Annotated in this window: 11 protein-coding genes and 2 tRNA genes; 11 read left to right on the forward strand and 2 right to left on the reverse strand. The window is 68.6% G+C overall.

What is annotated here, in order from left to right; translation table 11 throughout:
- The first annotated feature begins 16 nt into the window (after window positions 1–16).
- The 3 genes from dnaG to ACX80I_RS14250 all read left to right on the forward strand — a co-directional run bounded on the left by dnaG (window position 17) and on the right by ACX80I_RS14250 (window position 3,790).
- On the forward strand, window positions 17–1,960 hold the full coding sequence (gene dnaG, locus ACX80I_RS14240; RefSeq protein WP_459345769.1) for a DNA primase: 1,944 nt from the start codon (window positions 17–19) through the stop codon (window positions 1,958–1,960).
- A 54-nt stretch (window positions 1,961–2,014) separates the two neighbouring features.
- Window positions 2,015–2,087 (forward strand) — tRNA-Asn (locus ACX80I_RS14245).
- Between the two features lie 203 nt (window positions 2,088–2,290).
- Complete coding sequence (locus ACX80I_RS14250; protein ID WP_459345770.1) at window positions 2,291–3,790, forward strand: SDR family oxidoreductase; 1,500 nt, start codon at window positions 2,291–2,293, stop codon at window positions 3,788–3,790.
- A gap of 21 nt (window positions 3,791–3,811) precedes the next feature.
- Here the strand turns inward: ACX80I_RS14250 and ACX80I_RS14255 are convergent, their stop codons facing one another.
- The gene (locus ACX80I_RS14255; RefSeq protein ID WP_459345771.1) at window positions 3,812–5,041 is read right to left on the reverse strand and encodes a multidrug effflux MFS transporter; all 1,230 of its coding nucleotides are present in this window, start codon (window positions 5,039–5,041) and stop codon (window positions 3,812–3,814) included.
- 292 nt (window positions 5,042–5,333) lie between these two features.
- Between ACX80I_RS14255 and ACX80I_RS14260 the strand changes: the two genes are divergently transcribed.
- From ACX80I_RS14260 to ACX80I_RS14290, 7 genes are all read left to right on the forward strand, one after another.
- Complete coding sequence (locus ACX80I_RS14260; protein WP_459345772.1) at window positions 5,334–6,767, forward strand: sugar porter family MFS transporter; 1,434 nt, start codon at window positions 5,334–5,336, stop codon at window positions 6,765–6,767.
- A gap of 149 nt (window positions 6,768–6,916) precedes the next feature.
- Entirely contained in the window at window positions 6,917–7,723 is an 807-nt protein-coding gene (locus ACX80I_RS14265) for a phage holin family protein (RefSeq protein WP_459345773.1), read from the forward strand.
- 105 nt (window positions 7,724–7,828) lie between these two features.
- Window positions 7,829–8,455: a CDP-alcohol phosphatidyltransferase family protein gene (locus tag ACX80I_RS14270; RefSeq protein WP_459345774.1), complete on the forward strand. Its 627-nt coding sequence runs from the start codon at window positions 7,829–7,831 to the stop codon at window positions 8,453–8,455.
- Window positions 8,443–9,318 carry a DMT family transporter gene (locus ACX80I_RS14275; RefSeq protein WP_459345775.1) on the forward strand — a complete coding sequence of 292 codons (876 nt, stop codon included), beginning with the start codon at window positions 8,443–8,445 and terminating at the stop codon, window positions 9,316–9,318. The genes ACX80I_RS14270 and ACX80I_RS14275 overlap by 13 nt, the downstream gene beginning before the upstream one ends.
- Before the next feature lie 50 nt (window positions 9,319–9,368).
- Window positions 9,369–10,661 (forward strand): glycosyltransferase, encoded by a 1,293-nt coding sequence (locus tag ACX80I_RS14280; RefSeq protein WP_459345776.1) that lies wholly within the window; start codon window positions 9,369–9,371, stop codon window positions 10,659–10,661.
- Window positions 10,662–10,725: 64 nt separating this feature from the next.
- Window positions 10,726–10,799 (forward strand) — tRNA-Ile (locus ACX80I_RS14285).
- A gap of 215 nt (window positions 10,800–11,014) precedes the next feature.
- Window positions 11,015–12,205: an acyl-CoA dehydrogenase family protein gene (locus ACX80I_RS14290; RefSeq protein WP_459345777.1), complete on the forward strand. Its 1,191-nt coding sequence runs from the start codon at window positions 11,015–11,017 to the stop codon at window positions 12,203–12,205.
- On the opposite strand, the gene ACX80I_RS14295 is transcribed toward ACX80I_RS14290, so the two are convergent.
- Window positions 12,202–12,891 carry a M23 family metallopeptidase gene (locus ACX80I_RS14295; RefSeq protein ID WP_459345778.1) on the reverse strand — a complete coding sequence of 230 codons (690 nt, stop codon included), beginning with the start codon at window positions 12,889–12,891 and terminating at the stop codon, window positions 12,202–12,204. The two genes, ACX80I_RS14290 and ACX80I_RS14295, sit on opposite strands and share 4 nt — an antisense overlap.
- Before the next feature lie 414 nt (window positions 12,892–13,305).
- Between ACX80I_RS14295 and rpsB the strand changes: the two genes are divergently transcribed.
- The gene (gene rpsB / locus ACX80I_RS14300) at window positions 13,306–14,226 is read left to right on the forward strand and encodes a 30S ribosomal protein S2 (protein ID WP_459345779.1); all 921 of its coding nucleotides are present in this window, start codon (window positions 13,306–13,308) and stop codon (window positions 14,224–14,226) included.
- Window positions 14,227–14,255 lie beyond the last annotated feature (29 nt).

Below are 14,255 nucleotides of genomic sequence, written 5' to 3' on the forward strand. Positions count from 1 at the left end.
GCATAAACTGGGTCCCATGGCCGGACTCATCAAGCGCGAAGACATCGATGAGGTACGCCAGCGGACCGACATCAAGGAGGTCGTCGAGGCCTACGTCACGCTGAAGTCGGCGGGCATCGGGTCCTGGAAGGGACTGTGCCCGTTCCACGACGAGCGGTCGCCGTCCTTCCACGTCCGCCCCCAGATGGGCTCGTACCACTGCTTCGGCTGCGGCGAGGGCGGAGACGTCATCTCCTTCGTGCAGAAACTCGACCACACCTCCTTCAGCGAGACGGTCGAGAAGCTGGCGGCCCGCATCGGCTTCGAGCTGCACTACGAGGACGGCGGCACGGGGCCGCGGCGGGAGGACGTCGGCCGGCGGCAGCGCCTGCTCGACGCGCACAAGATCGCCGGGGAGTTCTACCGTGACCAGCTCCTCACCCAGGGCGCCGCCACTGCACGCCAGTTCCTGCAGGAACGCGGCTTCGACCGCGGTGCCGCGGAGCAGTTCGGTGTCGGCTACGCCCCCCAGGGCTGGGACACGCTGCTGAACCACCTCACCGGCCGCGGCTTCACCCTGGGCGAACTGAAACTGACCGGCATGTTCAGCGCGTCCTCGAGCAACGCCGGGAGGTACTACGACCGCTTCCGGGGGCGCCTCATCTGGCCCATCCGGGACATCACCGGGGACACCGTGGGCTTCGGCGCGCGCAAGCTCTACGAGGACGACCAGGGGCCGAAGTACCTCAACACCCCGGAGACCTCGCTCTACAAGAAGTCCCAGGTGCTGTACGGCATCGACCTCGCCAAGCGGGAGATCGCGAAGAACCGGCAGCTCGTCGTCGTCGAGGGCTACACGGACGTCATGGCATGCCACCTCGCGGGCGTGGGCACCGCCGTCGCCACCTGCGGTACGGCGTTCGGTACGGACCACATCAAGATCGCGCGCCGGCTCCTGTCCGACGACGGCACGGGCGGCGAGGTGATCTTCACGTTCGACGGTGACGCCGCGGGCCAGAAGGCGGCCCTGCGCGCCTTCGAGGAGGACCAGCGCTTCAACTCGCAGACCTACGTCGCCGTCGAGGCATCCGGAGCGGACCCGTGCGACCTGCGGCAGACTCGGGGTGACGACGCCGTCCGCGCGCTCATCGCCGACCGCCGCCCCCTCTTCGAGTTCGCGATCAAGGCGTCCTTCGCCAACTTCGACCTCTCCTCGGGGGAGGGACAGGTGAAGGCCCTGCGGCACGCGGCCCCGATCGTCGCCTCGATCCGCGACGTCTCCCTCCGGTCCACCTACACGCGCGAGCTCTCGCGCTGGCTCGGCATGCAGTACGTCGGCGAGGACCAGGTGGCCCGCGCCGTCGCCGCGGCGGCACGCCGCGACAACGGCCCGGCGTCCTCAACCGGCGCCCGGCAGGGCCAGCAGGGGAGCCCCGCCCAGCAGGGCAGTGCTCCGTCCGGCTCGCCGGCCGCCGGTGCCTCCTCGGCCGCCCCGGACGAGCCGTACTTCGAACGCCCCGATCCACGGGATCCCATCGCCCGGATGGAGCGGGAGGTGCTCGAAGTGGCCCTCCAGCAGCCCACCCTCCTGACCGCCACGCAGTGGGAGAGCTTCTCCACCTTCCGGTTCACCGTCCCCGTCTACGAGGCCCTGCACACCGCGGTGCTCGCAGCGGGTGCGGCGGGGACCGAGCTGCCCCGGTGGGTGGAATCGGTGCGCGAGGGCGTCCCCGACGTCCTGCGCCCCCTGGTCAGCGAACTGGCCGTCCGGCCGTTGCCCGCGAAGGATGCGGACGCGATGGTGGCGTACTGCCGCGACATCCTGAACCGGCTGACCGAGCTCCGGATCACGCAGCAGAAGGCGGACAAGCTGGGGCAGCTGCAGCGCATGGACCCCGCCTCCGATCCGGCACTCTACAACCAGCTGCAGCGCGACCTGATGGAGCTCGAGATGCAGCGGAGACAGCTCCGCGAGGAGTGATCGGGTGCCGATTTCACATCCCCCCGGAAGGTATGTAAAGTAGAACTCGCGCTTTCCTCCGTAGCTCAATTGGCAGAGCATTCGACTGTTAATCGAAGGGTTACTGGTTCAAGTCCAGTCGGAGGAGCAAATATGCCCCTGACCTGTGGAAACACGGGTCAGGGGCATTCTTTTTGCCATCCGGCCGGCAGGTGCTCCCGCGGGCCCGTCGGCTTCGGGATCCGGGCCGGACGGAGGCCCGCGGACCTCTGGAAGCTCCGCCGCGGACCCCGCCGCGGACCCCGCCGGGGTGTCGGACGGAGTGTCGGACGGCGGGCGTAGGCTGTGCGCATGGACAACGACGGCACGCGCGGCAAGCTCATCCTGGTCACCGGAGCCACGGGATACATCGGCGGTCGCCTCGTCACGAAACTGGTCGCGGATGGACACCACGTCCGGGTGGTCGTCCGCTCCCCGCAGAAGCTCAAGGACGTCCCCTGGGCCGGCTCCGTCGACATCGTGCAGGGGGACCTGCAGGACGCCGACACCATGCGCGAGGTCAGCCAGGGCGTCGACACGCTCTACTACCTCGTCCATTCCATGGGGTCCGGCAGGAACTTCGACGAGCGCGAGGCGGACATCGCGTCCACCGTGGCGGCGGCGGCCACTGCGGCCGGGGTGCGTCGGATCGTCTACCTCGGAGGCCTCCATCCCGAGGGCGTCGAGCTGTCCACCCACATGCGCTCGCGCACCGCGGTCGGCAGGATCCTCCTCGAATCCGGGACGCCGACCATCGCCTTCCAGGCCGGCGTCGTCATCGGCTCGGGATCCGCCTCCTTCGAGATGATCCGCCACCTGTCGGACGTCCTCCCGGTGATGCCGGCGCCCAAGTGGGTGCTGAACCACATCGAGCCCATCGCCGTCCGCGACGTCATCCACTACCTGGTCGGGGCACTGGATCTTCCCGCCGGACTGAACAGGACCTTCGACCTGGGCTCCCGGGAGGTGCTCACCTACGCCGACATGATGAACCAGTACGCCGCGGCCGCAGGGCTTCCTCACCGCCGGATCCTCGCACTGCCGGTCCTCACGCCGCGCCTCGCCGGGCACTGGGTGAACCTCGTGACGCCCATCCCGCGGGCCATGGCTATGCCGCTCATCGAATCGCTGCAGCACGACGCCGTGACCTCCGAGCACGACATCGACCAGTACGTCCCTGCGCCGGCGGGCGGGCTGACCGGCTACCGCCGGGCCGTGGACCTGGCGCTGGGTAGGATGCGCGCGGGAGAGGTGGAGACGAGCTGGGCCGGGGCGTCGCAGGTCGACACCGAGGCCGATCCGTTGCCCTCGGACCCCCAGTGGGCGGGCCACACGGTCTTCACCGACGTCCAGACGTACAGCTCGACGGCGTCGACCCAGAGGCTCTGGAGCGTCGTCGAGGGTATCGGCGGCGAGAACGGCTGGTACTCCTGGCCCGTCGGCTGGGCGGCCCGCGGCTGGATGGACAAGCTCGCGGGAGGCGTGGGCCTGCGCCGCGGACGGCGGGATGCGAAGGAGCTCCTCACGGGGGAGGCGCTCGACTTCTGGCGCGTGGAGGAACTGGTCCGGGGGGAGCGCCTGCGGCTCCGTGCCGAGATGAAGGTGCCGGGCAGGGCGTGGCTCGAGTTCCGGGTCGAGCCTGACGGCTCCGGGAGCTCCTACTACCAGCGCGCGGTGTTCTTCCCGCAGGGGCTCTCGGGCCGCCTCTACTGGTTCGCGGTGCTGCCGTTCCACGGCTTCATCTTCGCGGCGATGGCACGCAACATCGCCAGGGCGGCGGAGGCCCTGCCGGCGGAGCCGACCGCGGTCTGAACGGCATCCTGCAGGAGCGCGCTACTGCAGCGCGGGCACCGTCCGAGGCCGGACGATGGTCCACAGGAACACCACGCCGAGGGCGATGCAGGCCGCCATGACCAGGGCCATCGGCGTGGCCGACTCGATCCCCTCGCCCAGCAGTCCGACCAGGGGCGAGATCACGCCGGCCGTGCCGAAGGTCACCGCGCCGAGCAGCGAAGCGGCCGTGCCGGCCTGCGCGCCGTTGTTGATGAGTGCGAGGACCTGCACGCAGGGGAAGATGAAACCCGTCGCCATGATGTAGAACCACAGCGGGAGTGCGGTGCCCCAGAAACCGAGGCCCAGCTGGTCGAAGGCGATGATGAGCAGGGCCATGATGACCTGCACGACGGTGGCCATAGCGATGACCCACTGCGGGCCGACGCGCCTCAGCACGCGGGAGCTGATTTGGACGCCGGCGACGATGCCCAGGGAATTGATGGCGAAGAGCAGGCCGTACTGCTGCTCGTTGAGGCCGTACGGTCCCTGGAAGAGGAAGGGCGACGCCGACAGGTAGGAGAAGAGCCCCGAGAAGTTCATGCCGCCGACCAACAGGATGCCGACGAAGATGCGGTCGCTCAGGACCGCCCGGTACCGCTGCGCAACAGTGAGGCCGGACCGGCGGCGGTTCTCCCGGGGCAGGGTCTCGATGATGAACAGCGACACGGCGACGATCACCAGCACGCCGTAGCACGCGAGGAACCAGAAGATGCCGGGCCAGGGGAACAGCAGGAGCAGTTGCGATCCGATCACCGGGGCGAAGATGGGCGCCATGCCGTTGACGAGCGCCATGTAGGACAGCATGCGCACCAGCGTGTAGCCGCCGAACAGGTCCCTCACCATGGCCATCGCCACGACACCACCGCCTGCCGCACCGATGCCCTGGAGGATCCGGAACAGCATCAGCATGTTGATGTCCTCCGACGACGCCGCGCCGATGGAGGAGCACACGTGCAGGGTGGTCGCCAGGATGAGCGGCAGGCGCCGGCCGATCTTGTCGCTGAGCGGGCCCACGAGCAGCTGCCCGCTCGCGAAGCCGATGATCGTCCCTGTGAGGGTCAGCTGGACCGCGGCCTCGGAGACGCCCAGGTCCGACTGCAGGGCGGGGAAGGCCGGCAGGTAGAGATCGATGGTGAACGGGCCGAGTGCCGTCAGTGTGCCGAGGATGAAGACGTAGATGATCTTCTCGCGGCGGGAGAGGGTGTCGCCTGGGTGGGTGATGGTGCTCACGATGCTGCCTAACGAACGGGAGGTGCTGCCGGTGGATACGGAGAGAGGGGGTGGAACGGCATCGATCGCGGCGGCGGCCCGGCGACGACGGCGGAGCGGCTCGCGGCACGCAACCCCTCGTCCGATATCGGACGAATTGGTTGCTGTGGCGAATCAACGACCCTTTCATCCTACGGCCCGCGTCAACCCTTCCAGCATGGTGGGTGGAGGCAAAGGGCGCCCGGGGCCGCTGCTAAGCACGCTTTGGATTGACGTAGGGTGAGAAACACGGATCGAGCAGGGAGAACGGACCATGAACGAGCACGACGCCGGATCGGACACGGCGCAGTCACCACAGCACCTCGTGAGGGTGATCGCGATCACGGTCGCCGCCGCCGTCGGAGGGCTCCTGTTCGGTTTCGACACCGCCGTCATCAACGGCGCCGTGGATTCGATCCAGGCCGACTTCCAGTTGAGCCCCACGGTCCTGGGCTTCACCGTCGCCATTACGCTCCTCGGCTGCGCAGCAGGTGCCTGGTTCGCCGGCGGACTGGCCGACCGCTGGGGCCGGAAGAAGGTCATGGTGGCGGCCGCCCTCCTGTTCGCCGTCAACTCCGCCGGGTCGGCCTACGCCGCCTCCGAGTGGGACCTCATGGCCTGGCGCCTCGTCGGCGGTCTCGCCATCGGCATCGCCTCCGTGATCGTCCCCGGATACATCGCCGAGATCGCCCCGTCGAAGTGGCGCGGCGGCCTGGCCTCCGTCCAGCAGCTGGCCATCACCGTCGGCATCTTCGCCGCACTGCTCTCCGACGCCTCGCTGGCAGGCGCCGCCGGGGGAGCCGGCAACGAGCTGTGGTGGGGGCTGTCCGCGTGGCGCTGGATGCTCCTGATCGGCGTGATCCCCGCCGTCATCTACGGGGTCCTGGCGCTGATCATCCCCGAATCGCCCCAGTTCCTCATTCGCGCCGGCCGCGACGAGGAAGCGGCGCGCGTCCTGTCCCGTGTCTCCGGCATCGGCGACACCCGGGGCAAGATCCGCCAGATCCGGGAGAGCTTCGAGCGTGAGGACCGCGCGAGCTACCGCGACCTCCGGGGCCCGGCCTTCGGCCTGCAGCCCATCCTGTGGGTCGGCATGGCCATCGCCGCACTGCAGCAGCTGGTGGGCATCAACGCGATCTTCTACTACTCGACCACGCTCTGGAAGTCGGTCGGCTTCAGCGAGAGCGATTCGTTCACGACGTCGGTCATCACCTCGGTCATCAACGTCGCGATGACCTTCGTCGCCATCTTCTTCGTCGACCGGGTGGGCCGCCGCAAGCTGCTCCTCGTCGGCTCCATCGGGATGGCCGTCGGCCTCCTGGCCGCGACCCTCGCCTTCCTGCAGGCCGAGGGATCGGGCGAGGACATCACGCTGCCCGGGGTGTGGGGCCCGGTCGCCCTCGTCGGTGCGAACCTCTTCGTCATCTTCTTCGCCGCCACGTGGGGCCCCGTCATGTGGGTCACCCTCGGCGAGATGTTCCCCAACCGCATCCGCTCCATCGCCCTCGGCGTCGCCACGATGGTCAACTGGGTGTTCAACTTCATCGTGACGCTGACCTTTCCCTGGGTCAGCGAGAACCTCGGTCTCTGGATCATGTACGCGGCCTTCACGGTGTTCGCCGTCCTGTCCTTCCTCTTCGTCCGTACGAGGCTTCCCGAGTTCGCCGGGAAGGACCTCGAGGACAACAGGGAACTCACGCCTGCCTGACGGTCCCGACGGCGGCGCACTAGCGCACCGGCGGCCCTCCGGTCCCACATCGGCAGGGGTCGACAGGAGGCGGAACCCGGGGTGGCGGCCGGTGGTAATTTTGGTTCAGCGAATTTCCAGCTAGACACACACGAATGGAGGCAGGGCCTATGAACAGCTCGGCTAGTACGCGCGGCAAGCGGTCCACAGGCTCGCTCTCGCTGTTTGGACTCATCAAACTCCTGGCGCGCCTGACGCCGCGGCAGGTCAGCGACGAGTTCTCGATCGCCGTCGCACAGATGAAGCAGAAGGGCATCAAGGCCGGAATCGCGGCCGCCTTCCTCGTCGTCGCGCTGGTCTTCGTGCTGTTCTTCGCCGTCGCCCTCGTGGTCGCGGCCATCATGGGCCTCGCCGAGATCATGCCGGCCTGGCTCGCAGCCCTGCTGGTGGCACTCCTCTTCCTCGTGATCGGCGGCATCCTCGCGCTGATCGGCGTCTCGCGGCTCAAGAAGCAACTCCCGCTGGTACCCCAGGATGCCATCCGCGGCATCCGCTACGACCTGGGCGTGCTGAAGGAAGGCCGCAGCTTCGACCCCGCCACCCTCGACGTGAAGAAGCCGAAGGAGGACAAGGACTCCAGGGACGACGCCCGGGACACCAAGCCCAAGGAGCCCACGCCGTCCTACGAGGAACTGCGCGGCCGCTCGGGCGAGCGCCGCACCCACATCGCCGACGCCCGCGATTCGCTCGGCGCCCGTGCGGATGTCAAGGCGCGGCTGGACAAGGCCCGGCACCGCTCGTCGGGGGCCGGCCCGAAGGCCGACGCGTCGAAGGGCAACGGCAGGGTCGCGGCCGTCGCGGTCCGGCGCGAGGTCCCGCACAACACGAGCCTCGCCGACCGGTGGAAGCCCCTGAGCGTCGTCGCCGCCTCCGTGGCCGCGATGCTCGTGATGCTGCGCCGACTCCTCAGCAAGTAGCAGGCAGTACGTTCCAGGACGGCCGCTCGCCCGTGACCAGCACCGCACCGCGGGAGGCCGCGGGGGAGCGGCCGTTCCACTGCATAATGGGGTGGGGAGGCACAGGTGACGAAATCGATCGGGGCCGGAGCGCGGTCCGGCAGCGAGGGCACTGAACTCGCGACGGCATGGACCCTGCCCAACCTCATCACCGTCGTCCGCTTCCTCGGTGCCCCCCTGTTCGTCTGGTTCATCATCCAGCAGCGGTACGGGGCGGCCGTCCTGACCCTCTGCATCGTCGGGTCCACGGACTGGGTCGACGGCTACATCGCCCGTCGCCTCCACCAGGTGTCCGTCGTCGGGAAGTGGCTGGACCCCCTGGCCGACCGGACCGCCCTGATCGTCGTCGCTGTCACGTTCGTCGTGGACGGCATCGCCCCGGCGTGGCTCGTCTGGGCCATCGTCATCCCGGATGTCCTGCTCATCATCAACGCGCTCGTCCTGTTCCGCGGGCCCCTGCATCTCCCCGTCGCCACGATCGGCAAGATCCGGACCGCGCTGCTGCTCGTCGGAGCACCACTGCTCCTGCTGCACCGCGTCGAGGGCTTCGGACACGAATGGATCCTGATCGTCGCCCAGGGGCTGCTCGCCGCCGGGTGCGCGCTGCACCTCGCCGCGTTCTACGCCTACTTCACCGCAGCCCACCGCAAGTACCGGCTGGAGCGGGCCGAGCAGCAGTCGTGCAGCTCCTAGCCATCGTTCTCGCGCTGCTGGGCGCCGTCTTCCTCGCGTTCGGAGCGCAGCGGCAGGGCAGTGCCGTGCGGGCGAACACGGGCGGGCTGTCCCTCAGCTCGTCCGGGTTCGCGCGCCTCCTCGCCAATCCGCGCTGGCTGTTCGGCCTCTTCCTCCTGGGAGCGGGGACAGCCCTGAACGTCGTCGCGCTGAGCCTCGCGAGCCTCACGGTCGTCCAGCCCATCGGCGCGATCGCGCTGGTCATCACCACCGTGGTCAACTCCAGGGACCAGGGCATCCGCATCAACCGCCCCACCGTCGCCGCGATCACCGGGTGCGTCAGCGGCAGCGCCCTCTTCGTGCTGCTCGCCGTGAACGTCACGCGTCAGAACCACTCCATCGATCCGGCCCAGGAACTGTCCGTCGTGCTCCTGCTCGGTGCCGCCGTCGTGGTCTTCGGCTCCCTGGCGGTGCTCGGCCGGCACCGGCTCAACGCCTTCGCCTACATCCTCGGTGCCGGCGTCCTCTTCGGGTTCGTCGCGGTCCTGACGAAGGTCGTCGCCGGTCACCTGCTCGATCCGAACGGCCGGTTCCTGCTCAACGTCCCGTTCCTGACCCTGGTCGCGCTCGCCGGGGCCGCGGCCCTCGGATCCTGGTTCGTGCAGAGCGCCTACGCGACAGGCCCGCCCGATCTCGTCATCGCGGGGCTCACCGTCATCGACCCCATCGTGGGCATCGCCGTGGGGATCACCATCCTCGGCGAACTCCAGCCGGATGTGCGGACGGTCACCGCGCTCGGCATGGGCTCGGCCGCCCTCGTTGCTATTGTGGGGGTCGTTGCCCTGTCCCGACATCATCCCGACGTCGTGAGGAGGCAGCGCTGACACGACCTGCACCAGTTCCGTCCAGCACACCGACGTAGGGGAATCCACGCGTGAGTTACCCGGTTGACTACAAACCCCTGACCATCCTGATCGCCGCGGATACGTATCCGCCCAACGTGAACGGTGCGGCGCAGTTCGGGTACCGGCTCGCGAAGGGCATGAGCGGGCGCGGGCACACGGTGCACGTCCTCGCGCCCCGGGCGTCCAACGGCAGGAGCTTCACCGAGCCGGGTGGGGACTGGACGGTCCACCGCCTCCGCTCGCACAGTGTGCCGACACACGACTACTGGCGCATCTGCTACCCCTGGGAGATTCGACGGGACATCAGTCTGCTCTTCGACCAGGTGCAGCCCGACGTCGTCCACATCCAGTGCCACTACATGGTGGGGGAGTACACGCTGTACGAGGCGGTGCGACGGGGCATCCGCGTGGTGGCCACCAACCACTTCATGCCCGAGAACCTCAATCCCTTCCTGCCGTTCCCCGAGTGGCTGAAGCGGATCGTCGCGAAGAACTCGTGGAAGGACATGGGCAAGGTGATGGCCAAGGCTGCCGCCGTGACCACGCCGACCCCCCTCGCCGCGAAGGCCATGCGGGACCACGCCTTCCTCACCGAGGTGCTGCCCGTCTCGAACGGGATCGACTCCGCCGCCTACGAACGGCAGCCCGGCGAGACGATCGAGCCCCACCAGCACCCCACCGTCCTCTTCGTGGGACGGCTCGCCGAGGAGAAGCACGTCGATGTGCTCATCGACGCCGTGGCCAAGACCCCCGAGCACCTCCGCGTCCACCTGGAGATCGTCGGCGGTGGCGAGGTGAAGGCCGCCCTGCAGGCGCAGGCCGCCCGCCTCGGCATCGGCGACCGCGTCATCTTCCGGGGCCTGATCGACGACGAGGAGCTGCGCAGGAGCTACATCCGCGCCTCCGTGTTCTGCCAGCCCGGGACGGCGGAACTGCAGTCACTCGTCACGCTGGAGGCGATGTCGGCCTCGACGCCCGTGCTGCTCGCCGATGCCATGGCGCTGCCGCACCTGGTGTCCGACGGGAAGAACGGCTTCCTGTTTGAACCCGGGAACTCCGACGAACTGGCCCGCCGCATCACCGAGATCCTCGAGCTGTCCCCCGAGGACCAGCAGACGATGGGTGCGGCGAGCCGGGAGATGGTGAACAAGCACGACATCCACGCGACGCTCGCGACCTTCGAAGGGCTCTACTACGGGACCCTCTCCACGCACGGGACCCTCTCCGCGCACGGAGTGCGGAGTGGCTCCGACGACGAATCGGTCGACGGGCCCGCCGACGAGTCCGCCGACAGCGAGGCGGACGCCCTCCGCTTACAATGAAACCTGCGTTCGGTGCCCCGGGGAACAGTCCGGGACCGACGCATCGGGGGCGGTACGCCCCTGGGGGGCTGTAGCTCAGCTGGTTAGAGCAGCGGACTCATAATCCGTTTGTCCTGGGTTCAAGCCCCAGCAGCCCTACCGACCGGGTCGAGCACGACCCTCGCCAATGCGCCGTCCACGCCCGTGGGCGGCGCATCCGTGCATTCCGGGTCCACCGCTGGCCGGCGCTCCGCCGGTGGACCGCTGGCGCCCTAAGTTACTGGCGAGTAACATAGGGCCATGAGCGCGTCGCGCCCGTCAGGCTGTCCGCCTGGAGTGTGCTGGTCGCCGCTGACCAGAGGAAGGGAATTCCGATGAGCAAGACGTCGATCGATGTCAACGACCTCCCCTACCCGGGCGGCGACTTCTATGCATTCGAGGAGCTGCTGTCCGACAAGGAGCGCTCCCGGCTCGAGGAGATCCGGTCCTGGCTCGCCCTCGAAGTCCGGCCGAATGCCGTCGCCTGGTGGAACCAGGGTTCCTTCCCGAAGGAGCTCATCCCGAAGATCGCCGAACTCGATCCGGTGAGCCCCGTGCACCGTCAGGGCTACTCCAACCTCTTCGCGGGCATCTCCCACGCCGAGTTCACCAGGGCGGACACCTCCTTCGCCACCTTCCTCGGCGTCCACGACGGCCTGTTCACCGGCTCGATCGAACTGCTCGCCTCGAAGGAGCAGCAGGAGGAGTGGCTGCCGGACATCTACGCCCTCCGGAAGATCGGGGCCTTCGGCCTGACGGAACCGCTCGGCGGCTCGGACGTCGCGGGAGGAACGCGGACCACGGCGCGCCGGAACGGCGACTCGTGGACCCTGAACGGCGCCAAGCGCTGGATCGGCAACGCCACCTTCTCCGACTGGGTGGTCATCTACGCCAGGGACCTCGAGGACAACCAGGTCAAGGGCTTCCTGGTGGACACGACGACCCCCGGCTTCACCTCGACGAAGATCGAGAACAAGATCGCCCTCCGCTCCGTCGAGAACGCGGACATCGTGCTGGACAACGTCGTCGTCCCCGATGAATTCCACCTGAAGGGCGCGAACAGCTTCCGGGATACGAACAAGGTCCTGAAGGTGACCAGGCTGGCCGTCGGGTGGCAGGCCGTGGGCCAGCAGCTGGCAGCCTTCGACGTCGCACGCCGCTACGCGGTGGAGCGCGAGCAGTTCGGCAGGCCCATCGCCAGCTTCCAGCTCGTTCAGCAGCAGCTCGTCCAGATCCTCGGCAACGCCATGAGCTCCATGGGCATGATGGTGCGCCTCTCCCAGCTCGAGGACGCAGGCAAGGCGAAGGACGAGCAGTCGGCCCTCGCGAAGGCCTTCACCACGGCCCGCATGCGCGAGAGTGTCGCCGCAGGACGCAACATCCTGGGCGGCAACGGCATCGTCACCGACTTCGAGATGGCGAAGATCTTCTCCGACGCGGAGGCGGTGTACTCGTACGAGGGCACTCAGGAGATCAACACGCTCGTCGCGGGCAGGTCGATCACCGGCATCGCCGCCTTCGTCTAGGGGGAGGCGCGGCGGGGAAGGGGTCGGACGGGCACCGTCCGGCCCCTTCCTGCGTCCTGCCGCGACCGTCCGCCGCCCAGCGGAAGGAGTACCGAGGGACGCCGGTCCAGCACGAAGGACAGCGGGTCCACGTACTCGCCGTCCACGCGGACCCCCCAATGCAAGCACGGTTGCCTGCAGTGCCTCGGAGGGCCGCCGGCCGCCGGCCCGGCGAGCATCGCCACGACGTCACCCCGGCCGACCCGCCGGCCTTTCGCGAGGTCCGTCGTGACGGGCTCGAAGCTGCTGATCCGTCCGCCGCCATGATCGATCGACAGCACTCCGCGGTCCACGACGGTTCCTGCGAAGGAGACGACTCCGTCGGCAGGACTGACGACGACCGGCCCGCCGGCACCTGCGGAGAGGTCCACCCCGCGGTGGCCTCGTTTCCATGGCTGCGGCGGCTTCTCGAAGGGCCGCAGGACCTCCGGAACCGGGGTCAGCGGCCAGGACCATTCGGGGACGACGTCTGCTGCGGCCCCGGCAGGACCTGCGGGGCTGCCGACCAGGGTGCCGGCCAGGGCCAGCACCAGGACCGCGCTGACCGCGACCGTGGGGAATCGAAAGAGAACCGCGGCCGAGGGGAGACCCGGGCGAGCAGGGCAGACGGGGGTGCGGGCGGGGCGGGGCGCCGGGGAACCAGTCATGGGGAAACCCTGCCGGATGCACATCCGGGCGGGGACGGCGGCCCAAGCCATGTGGACAACCACCGCCCCTGGAATCGCGACGCCGGGGGAGCGGGGGCAGCCGGCGCCGGGCCCGGCCCGGCGCCGGCGCTGTAGTACACTGGGACGAGCAGTCTGCTGCTCCCACCTCCTCGTGCCTACGGCTTCGTCGCGGGATGGGATCCCCAGGCTGACTACGCGTGCCTGCGATTCAGTGCCCACCAAGGGTGCCGAAGTGCCCGCCCTGCGGTCCGGCGAAGTCCGGAAGGGGAGGGGACGTCTGCGACGACGACCAGGCACCAGGACGTACCAGCCACCCCGGCCGGTACCGAGATAACCGTCAACAAGCTTCCGGCGGCGCATCGCGCCCGAGCCGAAGCTGAAGAAAGGCAGAAAATGCCAGTCGTAACCATGCGCCAGCTGCTCGACAGCGGCGTCCACTTCGGTCACCAGACCCGCCGTTGGAACCCGAAGATGAAGCGCTTCATCTTCACCGAGCGCAACGGCATCTACATCATCGATCTCCAGCAGTCGCTGGGCTACATCGACCGCGCGCACGAATTCGTGAAGGCCACCGTCGCCCACGGCGGAACCGTCCTCTTCGTCGGTACGAAGAAGCAGGCCCAGGAAGCGATCGCCGACCAGGCGACCCGCGTCGGCCAGCCCTACGTGAACCAGCGCTGGCTCGGTGGAATGCTCACCAACTTCCAGACGGTCTCCAAGCGCATCCAGCGCATGAAGGAACTCGAAGAGATCGACTTCGACGACGTCGCCGGCTCGGGCCACACCAAGAAGGAGCTCCTGCTCCTCAAGCGTGAGCTCACCAAGCTGCAGAGCAACCTCGGCGGTATCCGCAACCTGACCAAGGCCCCCTCGGTCGTCTGGGTTGTCGACACCAAGAAGGAGCACCTCGCCATCGACGAGGCGAAGAAGCTCAACATCCCCGTCGTCGCGATCCTCGACACCAACTGCGATCCGGACGAGGTCGACTTCCCGATCCCGGGCAACGACGACGCCATCCGCGCCGTGAACCTCCTCACCCGCGTCATCGCGGACGCCGTGGCCGAAGGCCTCATCGCCCGCAACAACCGCGCGAACGGTAACGACGCCGCAGCGGCCGAAGAGCCCATGGCCGAGTGGGAGCGCGAACTGCTCGAGGGCGGCGCCGATGCTCCTGCAGCCGAGGCAGCAGCCCCGGCCACCTCCGAGTCGCCCGCCGCCGATCAGGCTCCCGCCGAAGCCGAGGCGCTCGCCGCCGAGGCTCCCGCAGCTGCAGGCCTGCCTGCCGAGGAAGTCTCCTCCAGCGACACCAAGTAGTCCTTATTGCGTAAGGGGTGTGGGTGAAA

It is taken from the genome of Arthrobacter rhamnosi (genome assembly GCF_054510855.1).

Bases quoted from the DNA above. Each gene is read 5' to 3' on its own strand.
- dnaG (WP_459345769.1), top strand. From the start codon at position 17: ATGGCCGGACTCATCAAGCGCGAAGACATCGATGAGGTACGCCAGCGG.
- ACX80I_RS14250 (WP_459345770.1), top strand. From the start codon at position 2,291: ATGGACAACGACGGCACGCGCGGCAAGCTCATCCTGGTCACCGGAGCC.
- ACX80I_RS14260 (WP_459345772.1), top strand. From the start codon at position 5,334: ATGAACGAGCACGACGCCGGATCGGACACGGCGCAGTCACCACAGCAC.
- ACX80I_RS14265 (WP_459345773.1), top strand. From the start codon at position 6,917: ATGAACAGCTCGGCTAGTACGCGCGGCAAGCGGTCCACAGGCTCGCTC.
- ACX80I_RS14290 (WP_459345777.1), top strand. From the start codon at position 11,015: ATGAGCAAGACGTCGATCGATGTCAACGACCTCCCCTACCCGGGCGGC.
- ACX80I_RS14295 (WP_459345778.1), bottom strand. From the start codon at position 12,891: ATGACTGGTTCCCCGGCGCCCCGCCCCGCCCGCACCCCCGTCTGCCCT.
- rpsB (WP_459345779.1), top strand. From the start codon at position 13,306: ATGCCAGTCGTAACCATGCGCCAGCTGCTCGACAGCGGCGTCCACTTC.